15 protein-coding genes are annotated in these 15,632 nt (G+C 69.9%); 2 read left to right on the plus strand and 13 right to left on the minus strand.

The features are described 5' to 3' along the window. Positions 1-7: 7 nt before the first annotated feature. From CDO52_RS25525 to CDO52_RS25580, 12 genes are all read right to left on the minus strand, one after another. Positions 8-937 carry an NADH-quinone oxidoreductase subunit J gene (locus CDO52_RS25525; protein ID WP_017618590.1) on the minus strand — a complete coding sequence of 310 codons (930 nt, stop codon included), beginning with the start codon at positions 935-937 and terminating at the stop codon, positions 8-10. Beyond that, positions 934-1,476 (minus strand): NADH-quinone oxidoreductase subunit NuoI, encoded by a 543-nt coding sequence (gene nuoI, locus CDO52_RS25530; RefSeq protein ID WP_017618589.1) that lies wholly within the window; start codon positions 1,474-1,476, stop codon positions 934-936. Before nuoI ends, CDO52_RS25525 begins: the two co-directional genes overlap by 4 nt. Then, positions 1,469-2,842, minus strand: coding sequence for an NADH-quinone oxidoreductase subunit NuoH (gene nuoH / locus CDO52_RS25535; protein ID WP_017618588.1), 1,374 nt, complete (start codon positions 2,840-2,842; stop codon positions 1,469-1,471). Before nuoH ends, nuoI begins: the two co-directional genes overlap by 8 nt. After that, on the minus strand, positions 2,842-5,331 hold the full coding sequence (locus tag CDO52_RS25540) for an NADH-quinone oxidoreductase subunit G (protein ID WP_017618587.1): 2,490 nt from the start codon (positions 5,329-5,331) through the stop codon (positions 2,842-2,844). The genes nuoH and CDO52_RS25540 overlap by 1 nt, the downstream gene beginning before the upstream one ends. Further along, positions 5,328-6,626, minus strand: coding sequence for an NADH-quinone oxidoreductase subunit NuoF (nuoF, locus tag CDO52_RS25545; protein WP_017618586.1), 1,299 nt, complete (start codon positions 6,624-6,626; stop codon positions 5,328-5,330). Before nuoF ends, CDO52_RS25540 begins: the two co-directional genes overlap by 4 nt. Beyond that, positions 6,623-7,345, minus strand: coding sequence for an NADH-quinone oxidoreductase subunit NuoE (gene nuoE, locus CDO52_RS25550; RefSeq protein WP_017618585.1), 723 nt, complete (start codon positions 7,343-7,345; stop codon positions 6,623-6,625). The genes nuoF and nuoE overlap by 4 nt, the downstream gene beginning before the upstream one ends. Continuing rightward, entirely contained in the window at positions 7,342-8,643 is a 1,302-nt protein-coding gene (locus tag CDO52_RS25555; protein WP_094932757.1) for an NADH-quinone oxidoreductase subunit D, read from the minus strand. The genes nuoE and CDO52_RS25555 overlap by 4 nt, the downstream gene beginning before the upstream one ends. Then, positions 8,640-9,410 carry an NADH-quinone oxidoreductase subunit C gene (locus tag CDO52_RS25560; RefSeq protein ID WP_017618583.1) on the minus strand — a complete coding sequence of 257 codons (771 nt, stop codon included), beginning with the start codon at positions 9,408-9,410 and terminating at the stop codon, positions 8,640-8,642. The genes CDO52_RS25555 and CDO52_RS25560 overlap by 4 nt, the downstream gene beginning before the upstream one ends. Further along, positions 9,407-9,967, minus strand: coding sequence for a NuoB/complex I 20 kDa subunit family protein (locus CDO52_RS25565; protein WP_017618582.1), 561 nt, complete (start codon positions 9,965-9,967; stop codon positions 9,407-9,409). Before CDO52_RS25565 ends, CDO52_RS25560 begins: the two co-directional genes overlap by 4 nt. Before the next feature lie 114 nt (positions 9,968-10,081). After that, on the minus strand, positions 10,082-10,441 hold the full coding sequence (locus CDO52_RS25570) for an NADH-quinone oxidoreductase subunit A (protein ID WP_017618581.1): 360 nt from the start codon (positions 10,439-10,441) through the stop codon (positions 10,082-10,084). Positions 10,442-10,601: 160 nt separating this feature from the next. Further along, entirely contained in the window at positions 10,602-11,906 is a 1,305-nt protein-coding gene (locus tag CDO52_RS25575; protein ID WP_094932758.1) for a geranylgeranyl reductase family protein, read from the minus strand. Between the two features lie 384 nt (positions 11,907-12,290). Continuing rightward, on the minus strand, positions 12,291-13,001 hold the full coding sequence (locus CDO52_RS25580; RefSeq protein ID WP_017618579.1) for a demethylmenaquinone methyltransferase: 711 nt from the start codon (positions 12,999-13,001) through the stop codon (positions 12,291-12,293). A 214-nt stretch (positions 13,002-13,215) separates the two neighbouring features. Here CDO52_RS25580 and CDO52_RS25585 point away from each other — a divergent pair, with 214 nt between their 5' ends. Beyond that, the gene (locus tag CDO52_RS25585) at positions 13,216-14,538 is read left to right on the plus strand and encodes a hypothetical protein (RefSeq protein WP_198345792.1); all 1,323 of its coding nucleotides are present in this window, start codon (positions 13,216-13,218) and stop codon (positions 14,536-14,538) included. A 134-nt stretch (positions 14,539-14,672) separates the two neighbouring features. Here the strand turns inward: CDO52_RS25585 and CDO52_RS25590 are convergent, their stop codons facing one another. Further along, positions 14,673-15,032: a DUF4229 domain-containing protein gene (locus CDO52_RS25590; RefSeq protein WP_017618576.1), complete on the minus strand. Its 360-nt coding sequence runs from the start codon at positions 15,030-15,032 to the stop codon at positions 14,673-14,675. Positions 15,033-15,431: 399 nt separating this feature from the next. On the opposite strand from CDO52_RS25590, the gene CDO52_RS25595 reads away from it, so the two are divergent. Continuing rightward, entirely contained in the window at positions 15,432-15,632 is a 201-nt protein-coding gene (locus CDO52_RS25595; protein ID WP_026125787.1) for a BldC family transcriptional regulator, read from the plus strand.

Consider the following 15,632-nt stretch of genomic DNA (forward strand, 5'->3'; position numbering starts at 1 on the left):
GCCCGGTTCACCTCCTGCCCGTCGTTGTGCCGTCGCCGTCTCGCTCCGGTTCGGCGTCCTCCCCGTTCCCGTCGGTGGGCTCGCCGAGCTCGTGGCCCTCCTTGGACCACGCCGAGGCCGACGCCCCGCCCGGCTCCGGCTCGGTCCCCAGCCGCACCTCCCGCGGCACCCCCGACTGCAGCTCGGGGTCGCGGGCGGCGAGCACCGGGTTGAGCGAGAGCTGGGAGATCGACCCGTCGGGCAGCAGCGCCGGCATGTCGATCGCGTTGTGGCGGGCGTAGGTGCCGGGGCCGGGCAGCGGCGTGAGGTGATCGCCACGGACCCGCTCCCGGGAGAAGTCCCGCTGCGTGCGGCGCTTCTTCAGCCGGGTGACGTGCGCCAGCACCAGGGCGCCGAGCACTGAGGTGATGAGCAGCGCGCCGGTCGCTTCGAACGCGACGACGTAGCGGTAGACGACCTCTCCAGCGATCCACGGGACGCTGCCGCCGGCCGCGGCCACCCCCGCGTCCATGCCGACCGGGTCGCCGACGACGACGCGGGTGAGCCCCAGGGACAGTGCGCCCAGGAAGCCGAGGGCGACCAGCGCGGCCAGCAGCCGCTGCCCGCGGATCGTCTCGACGAGGGAGTCGGCCGAGCTGACGCCGACGAGCATCAGCACGAACAGGAACAGCATCAGCACGGCGCCGGTGTAGACGACGACCTGCACCACCATCAGAAACGGGGCCTGGTTGATGCCGTAGAAGACGGCCAGCCCCAGCATGACGACGGCCATCATCACCGCGGAGTGCACGGCCTTGCGGCTGAACACCACGCCGAGCGCGCCGAGCACCACAACGGAGCCCAGCACCCAGAAGACCATGCCCTCGCCCGCCGAGATGGGGGCGGCCAGCGCGTGCGCGTCAACGGGGGGCGCGGGAGTCACGGTCGTCGGTGTCACCGGACCGCCTCGCCGTCGTTCTCGATGTCCTGGGAGGCGCCGTTGACGGACCGGTAGTAGTCCTCCTGGGTCTCACCGAGCCGCATCGGGTGCGGCGGCGCCTCCATCCCCTCGCGCAGCGGCGCGAGCAGCTGCTCCTTGGTCCAGATGAGGCTCTCGCGGTTGTCGTCGGCGAGCTCGTAGTCGTTGGTCATGGTCAGCGCCCGGGTGGGGCACGCCTCGACGCACAGCCCGCACAGGATGCACCGCAGGTAGTTGATCTGGTACACCCGGCCGTACCGCTCGCCGGGCGAGAACCGGGCGTCCTCGGTGTTGTCGCCGCCCTCCACGTAGATGGCGTCCGCCGGGCAGGCCCAGGCGCACAGTTCGCACCCGATGCACTTCTCCAGCCCGTCGGGCCAGCGGTTGAGCTGGTGCCGCCCGTGGAAGCGGGGCGCTGTCGGGCGCTTCACCTCCGGATACTCAATGGTCGGCACCTTCGTGAACATGGTGTGGAAGGTGACGCCGAACCCCTTCACGGGGTTGAGGAAATCAAGCACCGGTAACCTCCTCACGCTTTTCGGATCGGTTCGGTGCGTTCGTGGTGGGGCGCGGCTCCTCCGCGCGCACGCTGCTGCCGTAGTGCGGCAGGTTCTGCGGGGGCACGGGGAATCCGCCGTAGGAGGCGTCCGCGCGCATCCGCCGGAGCTCCTCGTGGTGCTCGGCCGCCTCCGCGGCGCGCCGCCGCTTCTCCGACCGGACCATGGCGTAGACGGAGGCGACGAACAACGCGGCGAAGACGACGCCCACGCCGCCGGTCGCCCAGAGCGGGGCGCCCTCGTTGGCCATGACGCGGACGATCGCCAGCGCGGTGATCCAGACCAGCTGCACCGGGATGAGGACCTTCCAGCCGAGCTGCATGAGCTGGTCGTAGCGGATCCGGGGCAGGGTGCCGCGGATCCAGATGAAGAAGAACATGACGCCCATGAACTTGAGCAGCCACCACAGCGCGGGCCACCAGGCCTCGTTGGCCCCGGCCCAGAAGGCCGTGATGGGCCACGGGGCGAGGTAGCCGCCGAGGAAGAAGGTCACCGAAATCGCCCCGACGGTCACCATGTTCACGTACTCGGCGAGGAAGAACATGGTGAACTTCATCGAGGAGTACTCGGTCATGAAGCCGCCGACCAGCTCGCCCTCACCTTCGGCGAGGTCGAAGGGCAGCCGGTTGGTCTCGCCGACCATGGTGACCACGTAGACGAGGAACGACGGGAGCAGGATGACCGCGAACCACACCGGGCGCTGGGCGTCGACGATGCCGGAGGTGGTGAGCGTCCCGGCGTACATGAACACCGCCACGAACGACAGGGACATGGCGATCTCGTAGCTGATGACCTGCGCGGAGGCGCGCAGCCCGCCGAGCAGGGCGTAGGGCGACTGGGAGGCCCAGCCGCCGAGCACGATGCCGTAGACGCCGACCGCCGCGGTCGCCAGCACCACCAGCGCCGCGATCGGCAGGTCGGTGAGCTGCAGCTGCGTCTGGACGCCGAACATGGTGACCTCGGGTCCGACCGGGACCACCGAGAAGGCGATGAACGCGGGGACGGCGGCGATCATCGGCGCGGCGATGTAGACCGCCCGGTCCACCCCGCGCGGGATCAGGTCCTCTTTCAGCGACAGCTTGACGCCGTCGGCCAGGGACTGGAGCAGCCCCCAGGGGCCGAACCGGTTGGGGCCGTGGCGCTGCTGCATCCGGCCCATGACCTTGCGGTCGGCCATGATCATCATCAGCACACACAGCATCAGGAAGACGAAGATCGCGAGCGCCTTGATCAGGGTGATCCACCACGGGTCACCGCCGAACGCGTCGAGCCCGGGCTCGGCGGCCAGCACCAGTCCGGCGCCCGCGTCTCCCGGGGAGATGGGCATCACTTCTCACTCCCAGCACTCGTCGCGGCGGCCTCATGGGCCCTCTTGTCGACCTCCAGCCCCACCAGCGCGCCCGCGCCGACGCCGAGGTCGCGCTGGAGGTTGGTGCCCTCGCCGTTGGCGGGCAGCCACACCACCCGATCGGGCATGTCGGTGACGACCGCCGGGAGGCTGACGGACCCGCCGTCGCCGGTGACCCGCAGCAGTCCCCCGTCGGACAGCCCGATCTCGGCGGCCGTGGCGGCCGAGAGCCGCGCCAGGGCGGGCCGGGCGGTTCCGGCGAGGTAGGGCTCGCCGTCCTCCATGCGGCCGCCGCCGAGCAGCTGCCGCCAGGTGGACAGCACCGCCTGCCCTGGTCCGGGGTCGGGGCGCGCCGTGGCGGGGGTGAGCGGGTCGGGGACCCGTTCACCGCTCCAGGCCCCCAGCCGCGCCAGCTCGTTGCGGGCCGCCTCGGCCGAGGGCAGTGCGAGGTGGACGTCCATCTCGTCGGCGATCGCGGCGAGCACCCGCAGGTCGGACAGGACGCCAGGGGTCTTCAGCGCGTCGCCGAAGGGGCGCTCGCGGCCCTCCCAGTCGACGAACGTGCCGGCCTTCTCCGCCACGGCGGCCACCGGCAGCACCACATCGGCGCGGTCGGTGACCGAGCTCGCCCTCAGCTCCAGGCTGACCAGGAAGGGAACCTTGGCCAGGGCCGCGCGGACGAGGGCCGGGTCGGGCAGGTCGTCCAGGTCGACACCGGCGATGACCAGCGCGTCGATCGCACCGGCCGCGGCGTCGCGCAGGATGGCGGTGGTGCCGCGCCCCTCGCGCTCGGGCAGCGGGCCGGTGGTCCAGGCGCGCGCGGCTTCGGCGCGGGCTCCGGCGTCGGCGACGGGGCGCCCGCCCGGCAGCAGGTTGGGCAGCGCCCCCGCCTCGATGGCGCCGCGCTCCCCGGCCCTCCGGGGGATCCAGGCGAGCCGGGCGCCGGTGCGGTCGGCCAGCCGGACGGCCGCGGACAGGGCGCCGGGCGTCTCGGCGAGGCGCTCACCGACGAGGATGACCGCGCCCTCGGCGCCGAGCGCCTCGACGACCTCGGGTTGCTCGCTGGTGAGCCCGTCGAGGACCCCTGCCTCGTCGCCGGGGGTGGCCGCGATGAGCGTGCCGCTCATCCTGTCCAGTCCCCGGTCGGCGTGCGAGGCGATCGCGTAGATGCGTGTCCCCTTCTTCTGGGCGGCCTTGCGCAGCCGCAGGAAGACGATGGGCGACTCGTTCTCGGGTTCGAACCCGGCGAGCAGGACGGCGGGGGCGGCTTCCAGGTCGTCGTAGCTCACCTGGATGCCGGTCCCGGCGACGCGGGCCGCGAGGAAGTCGGCCTCCTCCTCGGATTCGACGCGCGCCCGCATGTCGATGTCGTTGGTGTGCAGCGCGACCCGCGCGAACTTCGCGTAGGCGTAGGCGTCCTCCAGGGTGAGGCGGCCCCCGGTGAGGACGGCCGCCCGCCCGCTGGCGCGCGCCCGCTCCAGGCCGCGCGCCGCCATGGACACCGCCTCGGGCCAGGAGGCGACCTCCAGGGCACGGGACTCCTCGTCGCGGACGAGGGGGCGCTTGAGCCGGTCGGGCTGGGTGGCGTACGTGAACGCCCACCGGCCCTTGTCGCAGTTCCACTCCTCGTTGACCTGCGGGTCGTCGCCGGCCAGGCGGCGGGTGACCTTGCCGCGGCGGTGGTCGGTGCGCTGGGCGCATCCCGAGGCGCAGTGCTCGCACACGCTGGGGGTGCTGACCAGGTCGAAGGGGCGGGAGCGGAAGCGGTAGGCGGCACCGGTGAGCGCGCCCACCGGGCAGATCTGCACGGTGTTGCCGGAGAAGTAGGACTGGAAGGGCTCGCCCTCGGCGATGCCGACCTGTTCCTGGGCGCCGCGCTCCAGCAGCTCGATGAAGGGGTCCCCGGCGATCTCCGCGGAGAAGCGGGTGCAGCGGGCGCACTGGATGCAGCGCTCGCGGTCGAGCAGCACCTGGCTGGAGAGCGAGATGGGCTTGGGGAAGGTCCGCTTGACGTCGAGGAACCGCGTCTCGCCCTGCCCGCTGGACATCGCCTGGTTCTGCAGCGGGCACTCGCCGCCCTTGTCGCAGACGGGGCAGTCCAGGGGGTGGTTGATCAGGAGGAACTCCATGATCCCCCGCTGGGCCTTCTCCGCCACCGCGGAGGTGAGGTGGGTCTGGACGACCATCCCGTCCATGACGGTGATGGTGCAGGACGCCTGCGGCTTGGGCATGCCGCGCCCGTTCCCCGCGTCCGGAATCTCGACGAGGCACTGGCGGCAGGCGCCGGCGGGTTCGAGCAGCGGATGGTCGCAGAAGCGCGGGATCTGGATTCCCAGCAGTTCCGCGGCGCGGATGACCAGGGTGCCCTTGGGCACTTTGATCTGGAACCCGTCGATGGTGACGGTGACGAGATCTTCCGGCGGCACGGCGGGCGTGCCGCCCGATGTCGTGTTGGTCGTGACGGTCATCGAGCTCCTCCCCACACCGTCGACTTCGCGTGATCGAACGGACACCCGCCCTGCTCGACGTGGTCGACGTATTCCTGACGGAAGTACTTGATCGACGACATCACCGGGCTGGCGGCGCCATCGCCCAGGGCGCAGAAGGAGCGGCCGAGCAGGTTGTCGCAGATGTCCAGGAGCTTCTCCAGGTCGGCTTCGGTCCCGTCGCCGCGCTCCAGGCGGTCGAGCACCTGCTCCATCCAGAAGTTGCCCTCGCGGCAGGGCGTGCACTTGCCGCACGACTCGTGGGCGTAGAAGGCGATCCAGCGTCCGGTGGCGCGGACCACGCAGGTGGTGTCGTCGAAGATCTGCAGGGCGCGGGTGCCCAGCATCGACCCGGCGGCGCCGACCGACTCGAAGTCGAGCGGGGTGTCGAGGTGCTCGGCGGTGAAGATGGGGGTCGAGGAGCCGCCGGGCGTCCAGAACTTCAGCTCGTGCCCGGCGCGCACCCCGCCCGCCATGTCGAGCAGTTCGCGCAGGGTGATGCCGAGCGGGGCCTCGAACTGGCCGGGCCGGGCGACGTGCCCGGACAGGGAGAACAGGCCGAACCCGGCGGACTTCTCGGTGCCCATGGCGGTGAACCACTCGACGCCGTTGGCCACGATGCTGGGCACACTGGCGATGGACTCGACGTTGTTCACCACGGTGGGCGAGGCGTAGAGTCCGGCGACCGCGGGGAAGGGGGGCTTGAGGCGGGGTTGGCCGCGGTAGCCCTCCAGCGAGTCGAGCAGCGCCGTCTCCTCACCGCAGATGTAGGCGCCGGCCCCGGCGTGCACGACGACGTCGAGGTCGAAGCCGCTGCCGAGGATGTTCTTGCCGAGCAGCCCGGCGGCGTACGCGTCGGCCACGGCCTGGCGCAGCCGCCGGATGACGTGCAGGACCTCGCCGCGCACGTAGATGAAGGCCAGGTTGCTCTTGATCGCGTAGGAGGAGATCGCGACGCCTTCCAGCAGCACGTGCGGGTTGGCGAGCATCAGGGGGATGTCCTTGCAGGTGCCCGGCTCGGACTCGTCGGCGTTGACCACGAGGTAGCGGGGCTTGGGGTTGTCCTTGGGGAGGAACCCCCACTTCATGCCGGTGGGGAACCCGGCGCCGCCGCGCCCGCGCAGGCCCGACGCCTTCACCATCCCCACGAGGGTGTCGGGCTCCATGCCCAGCGCGGTGCGCAGCGCCTCGTAGCCTCCGGTGGCGCGGTAGCCGTCGAGGGTGTAGAGGTCCGTCCGGTCCCAGTCGCGGGAGAGGACGGGTGTCAGTGGCGTCACTTCGCTTCCCCCTCACCGGCGTCGTCGGCCGGGCGGGGCGGCAGGGCGTCGGGGTCGGGCGCCGTCCAACCGCGCTCGCGCGCCAGGCGCAGGCCCCGCAGCGAGGGCTCGCCGGCCTGGGTGCCCTCCTCCGCGTGTCCGTCGGGGAATCCGGCCAGCACGCGCGAGGCCTGCTTCCATGTGCACAGCCGGTCGGGGCCGCGCGTGGGGACCACGTCGTTGCCCAGCCGCAGGTCGTCGACGAGTCGCCGGGCCGATTCGGGGGTCTGGTTGTCGAAGAACTCCCAGTTGACCATCACGACCGGGGCGAAGTCGCAGGCGGCGTTGCACTCGACGTGCTCCAGCGTGACCTTGCCGTCCTCGGTGGTCTCGCCATGGCCGACATCCAGGTGCTCCTTGAGCGCGCCGAAGATCTCGTCGCCGCCCATGACCGCGCACAGCGTGTTGGTGCAGACCCCGACGTTGTAGTCGCCGCCGGGCCGCCGCCGGTACATGGTGTAGAAGGTGACCACCGCGGTGACCTCGGCCTTGGTCAGGCCGAGCTGGTCGGCGCAGAAGGCGATGCCCGCGGAACTCACGTAGCCCTCCTCCGCCTGCACGAGGTGCAGCAGCGGCAGCAGCGCGGAGCGCTCCCGGGGGTACTTCGCGATGATCTCCTTGGCCTCGACCTCCAGCCGGGCCCGTACCTCGTCGGTGAATCCCCTGGTCGTCGTGGTCACCTGTCCACCCCTCCCATCACTGGATCGATGCTGGCCACCGACGCGATGACGTCGGCCACCGTTCCGCCCTCGCACATGGCCGCGACCGCCTGCAGGTGGGTGAAGGAGGGGTCGCGGAAGTGCACGCGGTAGGGCCGGGTGCCGCCGTCGCTGACCGTGTAGCAGCCGAGTTCGCCCCTGGCGCTCTCCACGGCCGCGTAGGCCTGCCCGGCCGGAACGCGGAAGCCCTCGGTGACGAGCTTGAAGTGGTGGATCAGCGCCTCCATGGAGTTGCCCATCATGTGGGCGATGTGGTCGGGCGAGTTGCCCAGGCCGTCGGCCCCGAGGGTGAGCCGCGCGGGCCAGCCGATCTTGGCGTCGTCGATCATCACCGGCCCGGGTTCGAGCCGGTCGAGGCACTGCTCGATGATCCGCAGGCTCTGCTCAAGCTCGGCGACGCGGACCCGGTAGCGGGCGTAGACGTCGCAGCCGTCGGAGACGGGGACGTCGAACTCGTAGTTCTCGTATCCGCAGTAGGGCTTGGCCTTGCGCAGGTCCCAGGCCAGACCGGAGGCGCGCAGCAGCGGGCCGGTGGCGCCCAGCGCCAGGCACGCGGCCATGTCCAGGTAGGCGACGTCGCGGGTCCGCGCCAGATAGAAGGGGTTGGCGTCGAGCAGCTTGCGCAGGATCTTGACGCGCTTGGGCATCTCGGCGAGCAGCTCTCTGATCTTCTCGATCGCGCCGGGCGGCAGATCCTGGGCCACCCCGCCGGGGCGGATGTAGGCGTGGTTCATCCGCAGGCCGGTGATGAGCTCGAAGATGTCGAGCACCATCTCCCGCTCGCGGAAGCCGTTGGTCATGACCGTGGTGGCGCCGATCTCCATGCCGAACGTCGCCATCGCCACGAAGTGCGAGGACATCCGGTTGAGCTCCATCATCAGCACCCGGATGACGTTGGCGCGCTCGGGGATGCGGTCGGTGATGCCCAGCAGCCTCTCCACGGCCAGGCAGTACGCCGCCTCGTTGAACAGCGGCATGAGGTAGTCCATCCGGGTCACGAACGTGGTGCCCTGCGTCCACGTCCGGTACTCGGTGTTCTTCTCGATGCCGGTGTGCAGGTAGCCGATGCCGACGCGGGCCTCAGTGACGGTCTCGCCGTCCAGGGTGAGGATGAGGCGCAGCACGCCGTGGGTGGACGGGTGCTGCGGACCCATGTTGACGACGAGCCGCTCGGCGCCGCTCGACTGGGCGCGCTCGACGACCTCCTCCCAGTCGCCGCCGGAGGCGTCGATGTAGTCCTCGGTGATGTTGGTGCTCATGAGTAGGACCTCCGCTCCTCGGGCGGGGGGATCGTGGCGCCGCGGTACTCCACCGGAATCCCGCCGAGCGGGTAGTCCTTGCGCTGCGGGTGCCCGTGCCAGTCGTCCGGCATCTGGATGCGGGTCAGGGCGGGATGGCCGTCGAAGACGATGCCGAAGAAGTCCCAGGCCTCGCGCTCGTGCCAGTCGTTGGTCGGGTAGACGGACACGATCGAGGGGATGTGCGGATCGGCGTCGGGGCAGGTGGTCTCGACCCTGATCTCGGTGTTGTGGGTGATCGAGCGCAGCTGGTAGACGGCGTGCAGCTCGCGGTTGGTGTCCTCGGGGAAGTGCACGCCGGTGACGCCCAGGCACAGCTCGAAGCGGAGCGCGGGGTCGTCGCGTAGCCGCCGCATGACCTCAAGGAGGGCATCGCGGCGCACCTGGAAGGTGATCTCGCCGCGGTCGACGGCGACCCGCTCGACGGCTTCCGCGTAGGAGACCGGGGCGTCGTCGAGCGTGCGCTCCAGGGCGTCGGCGACCGTGTCGAAGTCGGCGGTGCGCGGGTCCTCCGGGTCGGTGTAGGGGCGCTCGGCGTCGGGCACGGCCGGGCGGCGGACCAGCAGGCCGCCGTAACCGGAGGTGTCGCCGGTGGTGTGGGTGCCGAACATGCCCTGACGGGCGATGGGCGAGGCGAGGCGCTCCTCCCCGGCCTTGGCGGGCAGGTTCTCCTGCTCGCTCCCCTGCTCGGGCACGCCGTTGTGTCCGTTGGCTCCGTTGGCGGTCATCCGGTCACCTGCTCGGGCCGGTCGATCAGCGGGAGGGAGCGGCGCATGCGGCGCTCCTCCTCTTCGTCGATCTCCTTGCGCCGGTGTGCGCCGAGTTTGGTGTTCTGCACCTTGTCGTGCAGCTTGAGCACGGCGTCGAGCAGCATCTCCGGGCGCGGCGGGCAGCCGGGCAGGTAGATGTCGACCGGGACGACGTGGTCGACGCCCTGCACGACGGCGTAGTTGTTGAACATGCCGCCGCTGGAGGCGCAGACGCCCATGGCGATGACCCACTTGGGTTCGGGCATCTGGTCGTAGATCTGCCGCAGGACCGGGGCCATCTTCTGGCTCACCCGCCCCGCCACGATCATCAGGTCGGCCTGGCGCGGGGTCGCCCCGAACTTCTCCATGCCGAACCTGGCCAGGTCGTAGTGCGGTCCGCCCACGGACATCATCTCGATGGCGCAGCAGGCCAGACCGAACGTCGCGGGCCACATCGAGGTCTTGCGGACCAGCCCGGCGACCTGCTCGACGGTCGTGAGCATGACGCCACTCGGCAGTTTCTCTTCAATCCCCATCCGGCGAACCCCCTTTCCCGTTGCTGGAGTGAATGGAGTCGGTTGAGCGGCTGGAGCGCCGGTGGTTCACCGCCGGTGCGGGAGTGCGCGATCCGGGGGTCGTCGCGGCGCGGGTCAGTCCCATTCGAGGCCTCCGCGCTTCCACTCGTAGGCGTAGGCGATCGACACGTTGACCAGGAACAGCAGGATCGCGACGACGCCGAAGACCCCGAGCGCGTCGAAGTGGACCGCCCAGGGAACGAGGAAGATGATCTCGATGTCGAAGACGATGAAGAGCATCGCCGTCATGTAGTACTTGATGGTGAAGCGGCCGCCGCCGGCCGGCTGCGGGGTGGGCTCGATGCCGCACTCGTAGGACTGCAGCTTGGCGCGGTTGTACCGCTTCGGCCCGGCGATGGACCCGACGATCATCGAGACCACGACGAACGCGGCGCCGATCGCGCCGAGAACGATGACGGGTGTGTACAGCTCCATTACCAGCCGTTCCCCTTCGTGCCCATGGAGTGCGCGGGTGTCAGATCCGGGTGCGCGGCGGGCAGGGCGGCGCACCCGCTTGTGATTGCTTTCACGTAGCAGGTCGTGTGGTGGTCCGAGGTCGCCATCAGGTTCGCGTCCCGTGAGCCGGTGTCCGTCGCTACGCCGCGGGGGCCATCTTGGACATCCCGTTGATCACGCGATCCATCGCGTCTCCGCGACTGGGTTCGGTCAGATTGGCCAGCATCTTCAGCATGAATTTCATGAGCGTGCGCTGAGGGAGGCCGTATCTGGTGGCCAGCTTCATGAAGTCCGGATTGCCGATCATCTTCACGAAGCAGCGGCCGAGCGTGTAGTACCCGCCGTAGGCGTCGGAGAGGACCTGCGGATAGCGGTGCAGGGTGCGCTCGCGCGCCTGCACGGTCGGGCGGCTGAGCGCCTGGACGACGACGTCGGCGGCGATGTGCCCGGCCTCCATCGCATAGGCGATGCCCTCCCCGTTGAACGGGTTGACCATGCCGCCGGCGTCGCCGACGAGCATGAGCCCGCGCGTGTAGTGGGGGGTGCGGTTGAAGCCCATGGGCAGGGCGGCGCCGCGGATGGGGCCGCGCTGGCGCTCCTCGGTGAACCCCCACTCCTCGGGCATGCTCGCGGTCCACAGCCGCAGCAGCTTGCGGTAGTCGATCTCGCGGAACCCGGCCGAGGAGTCGAGGATGCCCAGGCCGACGTTGCAGGTGCCGTCGCCGACGCCGAAGACCCAGCCGTAGCCGGGCAGCAGGACGTTCTTGGCGCCGCTGTTGTCCCACAGTTCCAGCCAGGACTCCAGGAAGTCGTCGTCGTGGCGGGGGCTGGTGAAGTAGGTGCGCACGGCCACGCCCATGGGGCGGTCGTCGCGTCTGCGGATGCCCAGGGCCACGGCCAGCCGGGAGGAGTTGCCGTCGGCGGCGATGACCAGCGGCGCGCGGTAGCTGACCGGTTCGCCGTGGGGGTTCTTGGCCTGGACGCCCGCGACGCGGTCGGTGCGGGCGTCGAGGATCGGGGCGGTGACGGTGGTGTTCTCACACAGCCGCGCCCCGGCGCTGACGGCCTGGTCGGCGAGGATGCGGTCGAAGTCGTAGCGCGTGCGTACCAGGCCGAACCCGGGGTACTCGGCAAGGTCCGGCCAGGGAAGTTCGAGCCGCACGCCGCCGCCGATGATGCGCAGGCCGCGATTGCGGATCCACCCCTTGTCGTCGAAGGAGACGCCCATCGCCGCCAGCTGCTTGACGGCGCGCGGGGTCAGGCCGTCGCCGCAGACCTTCTCGCGCGGGAAGGAGGTCTTCTCCAACAGGAGGACGTCGAGCCCGGCCTGGGCCAGGTGGTAGGCCGTCGTGGAACCGGCGGGCCCAGCGCCGACGATGATGACGTCGGCCTCGAGTTCGGGGGTGTCCCGGACGGACAGTGAGGTGGCTGCTGTCTCGCTCACGAGTTCGGTCCTTGACGTGCGTGGTGAGCGGTGTACCGCTCTGCGGGGGCGCGTCTGCGGGGTGACGCTCTGTGGTGTTCCTGTGTTGTTCGTCTACAACCAGTGTTATCAATGACTCGTTAGCTTGTGAAGGACTTCACAAGGCTTCGTTCCGAAGTCTAGACCCTTGGACACCTCCGGGGCGAGCCCCAGAGGTCCCTCTTCTTGATCGCCACCGATTCATGACAAAGCAGACATCTCGCGCGTGACCTGCGTGCTTGAAGTGAAACACGTCTGCTTTATGGCCATTAATCCCATATACGACAAAGACCCCGAAACATCCGTTTCGAGGCCTTTGCCAGAAAAACTATTCCCGCCCTGCGGAGGGGCGCCGCACGCGTCAGGTCAGGAGCCGCGCACCCCGCGGTGAAGAGCGACGACGCCCATGGTGAGGTTGCGCCACGCCACGCGCGACCACCCGGCGCGCTGCAACCGCGCGGCCAGCTCGGCTTGGTCGGGCCAGTCCATGATCGATTCCGAGAGGTACTCATAGGCCGCGGCGTTCGAGGTGAAGCACTTCGCGATCTTGGGAAGGGCGGCCATGAGATAGGTGGCGTAGAACTTGTCCACCAGTTCGACCGGGATATGGCTGAATTCGCAAATGACCAGGCGGCCGCCGACCTTGGTCACCCGCCGCATCTCGCGGAGCGCCTGATCCACGTCGTTGACGTTGCGCAGGCCGAAGGAGATCGTCACGGCGTCGAAGGTCTCGTCGGCGAACGGCAGCCGCAGGGCGTCTCCGGCCACGAAGGTCACCCCGTCGCGCGAGGCGCCGCCCCGGCGCTCCGCACCGACCCGGAGCATGCCCTGGGAGAAGTCGCAGGCGATGACGCGCGCGCCCTTGGACACGAACGACTCCGAAGAGGTCCCGGTCCCGGCGGCCAGGTCGAGGACGAGCTCCCCGCTGTAGGCCTCGACCGCCTTCACCATGGCGCGCCGCCAGACGCGGTCCTGCCCCAGAGAGAGGACGTCGTTCACCAGGTCGTAGCGGCTGGCGATGCCGTCGAACATCGTGGCGACGTCGTACGGCTGCTTGTCGAGTTCGGCGCGGGTCATGCCCCAAGACTACGGCGGCACCAGCCCCGTTGAACCCGGTTCCGACAGCGCGCCGCGCCCGTCCCCCGTATCACACGCAAGAACAGTTACGGTAAGCAATGGATAGTAACCCATAGTCACAGAACCGCGCGCCTGCCGCCAACCCGCACAGTGGTCCTGTCACCCGGCCACGGGGCTGCGTGGTTATGCCCGAGGAATCTGGAGAACGCCACTCGTGGGATGTCAGGGACACCAGGGACGCCCAGGTCGCACCCGCTCGCTGTGCACCGTCGCGCTGAGCACGCTCACGCTCATCGCGTCGGCGCTGTTCGCGGGATCGGCCGACGCCGCTCCGACGGGGTTCCCGCATTCCGTGGTCGTCAGCGAGCGCCCCGTCTCCTGGACGCCGCACATCCTCGACGGAACCGTCAAGGCCATCGCGCAGGTCGGCGACGTGGTGATCGCGGGCGGCAAGTTCACCCAGGTGGCCGATCCGAATCGGCAGACCACCCACGCGCGGCAGAACATCGTCGCGTTCGAGCACGGCACCGGCCGGATCCTCACCGACTTCAACCCCACGATCAGGGGCATGGTGCGCACCCTGGCGGCCGGGCCCGGGGACACCGTCTATGTGGGCGGCACGTTCACCGGCGTCAACGGAGACGGCCACCGCGGCATCGCCCGCCTGTCCGTCGCCACCGGCGAGCCGGTGCCCGGGTTCGACGCGAGCCTGGGCAGCGGCTCGGTCTACCGCCTCGCCCGGCACGGCCACCGCCTCTACATCGGCGGCTCCTTCGGCTCCGTCAACCGCGTCTCCCGCGCCGGACTCGCCCAGCTCAACGCGTACAACGGCGAGGTGGAGCAGAGCTTCGACATGCACCTCAGCCACTCCCGCCGGGGCACACTGCGCGTTCAGGAGCTGGCGATCAGCCCCGGCGGCACCCGCCTCGTCATCGGCGGCACCTTCACCCGGGCGCGCGGCCAGCGCCGCTACCAGATCGCCATGGTCGACACCGGCGTCATCCCCGCCCGCCTCAGCCGCTGGTCCACCGAGGGCTACGCCGCCCGCTGCGACTACTCCCGGATGCACACCTACATCCGCCAGATCGACTTCTCCCCGGACGGCTCCTACTTCGTGGTCGTCACCGCCGGCGGCCCCATCCTCAAACGGGGCCTGTGCAAGACCGCCACCCGCTGGGAGACGGGCGACTACCCCAACGCCCGACACACCTGGGCCAACCACACCGGCGGCGACTCCCTCTACTCCGTCGAGATCACCGGCTCGGCCGTCTACGTCGGCGGCCACCAGCGCTGGATGAACAACGCGATGGGCAACTCCGAGCCCGGCCCCGGCGCGGTGAAGCGCAAAGGCATCGCCGCCCTCGACCCCAACAGCGGCAAGGCCCTGCCCTGGAACCCCGGCCGCGCCCGGGGCCACGGCGCCGAAGCCCTGACGGCCACCGCGGACGGCCTGTTCGTCGGCAGCGACACCAGCCGCCTCGCGGGCTACAAGCGCGGCCGCATCGGCATGTTCCCGCTCAAGGGCCGCACCGAGTGAGACGCCGACGATAGGACGCGCAACGCGATGGCCCCACTGCTGGGGCCATCTGTTGTCAGAGGTCGGTGTCGGCCGACCTTCATGCCGTTAACGGAGAGCGGCCCGCTCGATTCCGACCCCGGCGCGACGGCCGGTCAGGAGCGCTCGCCGCTCGCGGCGGACGGGGACTCCGGGCTCGTGCCGTCGGCGTGAGAAGCGGTGCGGGGGTCAGTCGACACGGTCGCCTCGGCGGGCTGGAGCCGATCTGCGTCGTCCTCCTTGGAAGCACCTTCTTCCAGGCGTTCCCCCATGCCGCGCATCTTGGCCAGGCCCTCGGCGACGACGGCGGACATGGCGTCGCGCTGCTTGGACAGCAGCACGTAGCTCACCAGGCCGCTGATCAGGAACGCCAGTGCCAGGGCGAGGAAATCACGGGCGCCCAGGAGGTAGAGAACACCGAGCGCCACGGCGAAGAGCAGGAGCCGAGACGCGGTGTAGGCGAGGACGCTACGCATGAAAACTGCCTCACAACGGGTGAAGATCGGAATAGATTGGTCTTGTGGGAGAAATCACCGGCGAGGTGATGTCGGCGGCTTCGGCGTCGGCCCCATGCCTCGTCGGCGTGCCCACCGGACCACCCCTCCCTCACCAGGGTAAGGGCAGGTCGGTGGGGTGCGGCATCGGCCCCGGGCGGGTGTCGGGACGGAGCTACCCCCACAAGGAATGCCGATCATCGGATGTATCGAAACCGACAGGTTGCAATAAAAGTTACGTTCCGATCACATATCGCGCACTCGCCACCTGTTCCACTCAATTTTTACGAAAACTAGGGAGGAAACGGACTAACTCGTGCAGACTAGGGGATCAGACGCCCGCCTCCCCCCAGACATCGACGGCGGGCCCGAAGGGGGATTGTGAAGGTGGAAAGAGGAAGCGAACGCTTGCTGACCCCCGGAGAAGTGGCCTCGCTCTTCCGGGTCGACCCCAAGACGGTGACCCGCTGGGCCGCCTCCGGCCGGATCAGCAGTATCCGAACACCCGGCGGACACCGCCGGTTCCGTGAGTCCGAAGTCCGCGCGCTGCTGCACGGGGAGCCCACTGAGACGACCACCTGA

The sequence above is a fragment of the Nocardiopsis gilva YIM 90087 genome, from assembly GCF_002263495.1.
Lineage (GTDB): Bacteria > Actinomycetota > Actinomycetes > Streptosporangiales > Streptosporangiaceae > Nocardiopsis_C > Nocardiopsis_C gilva.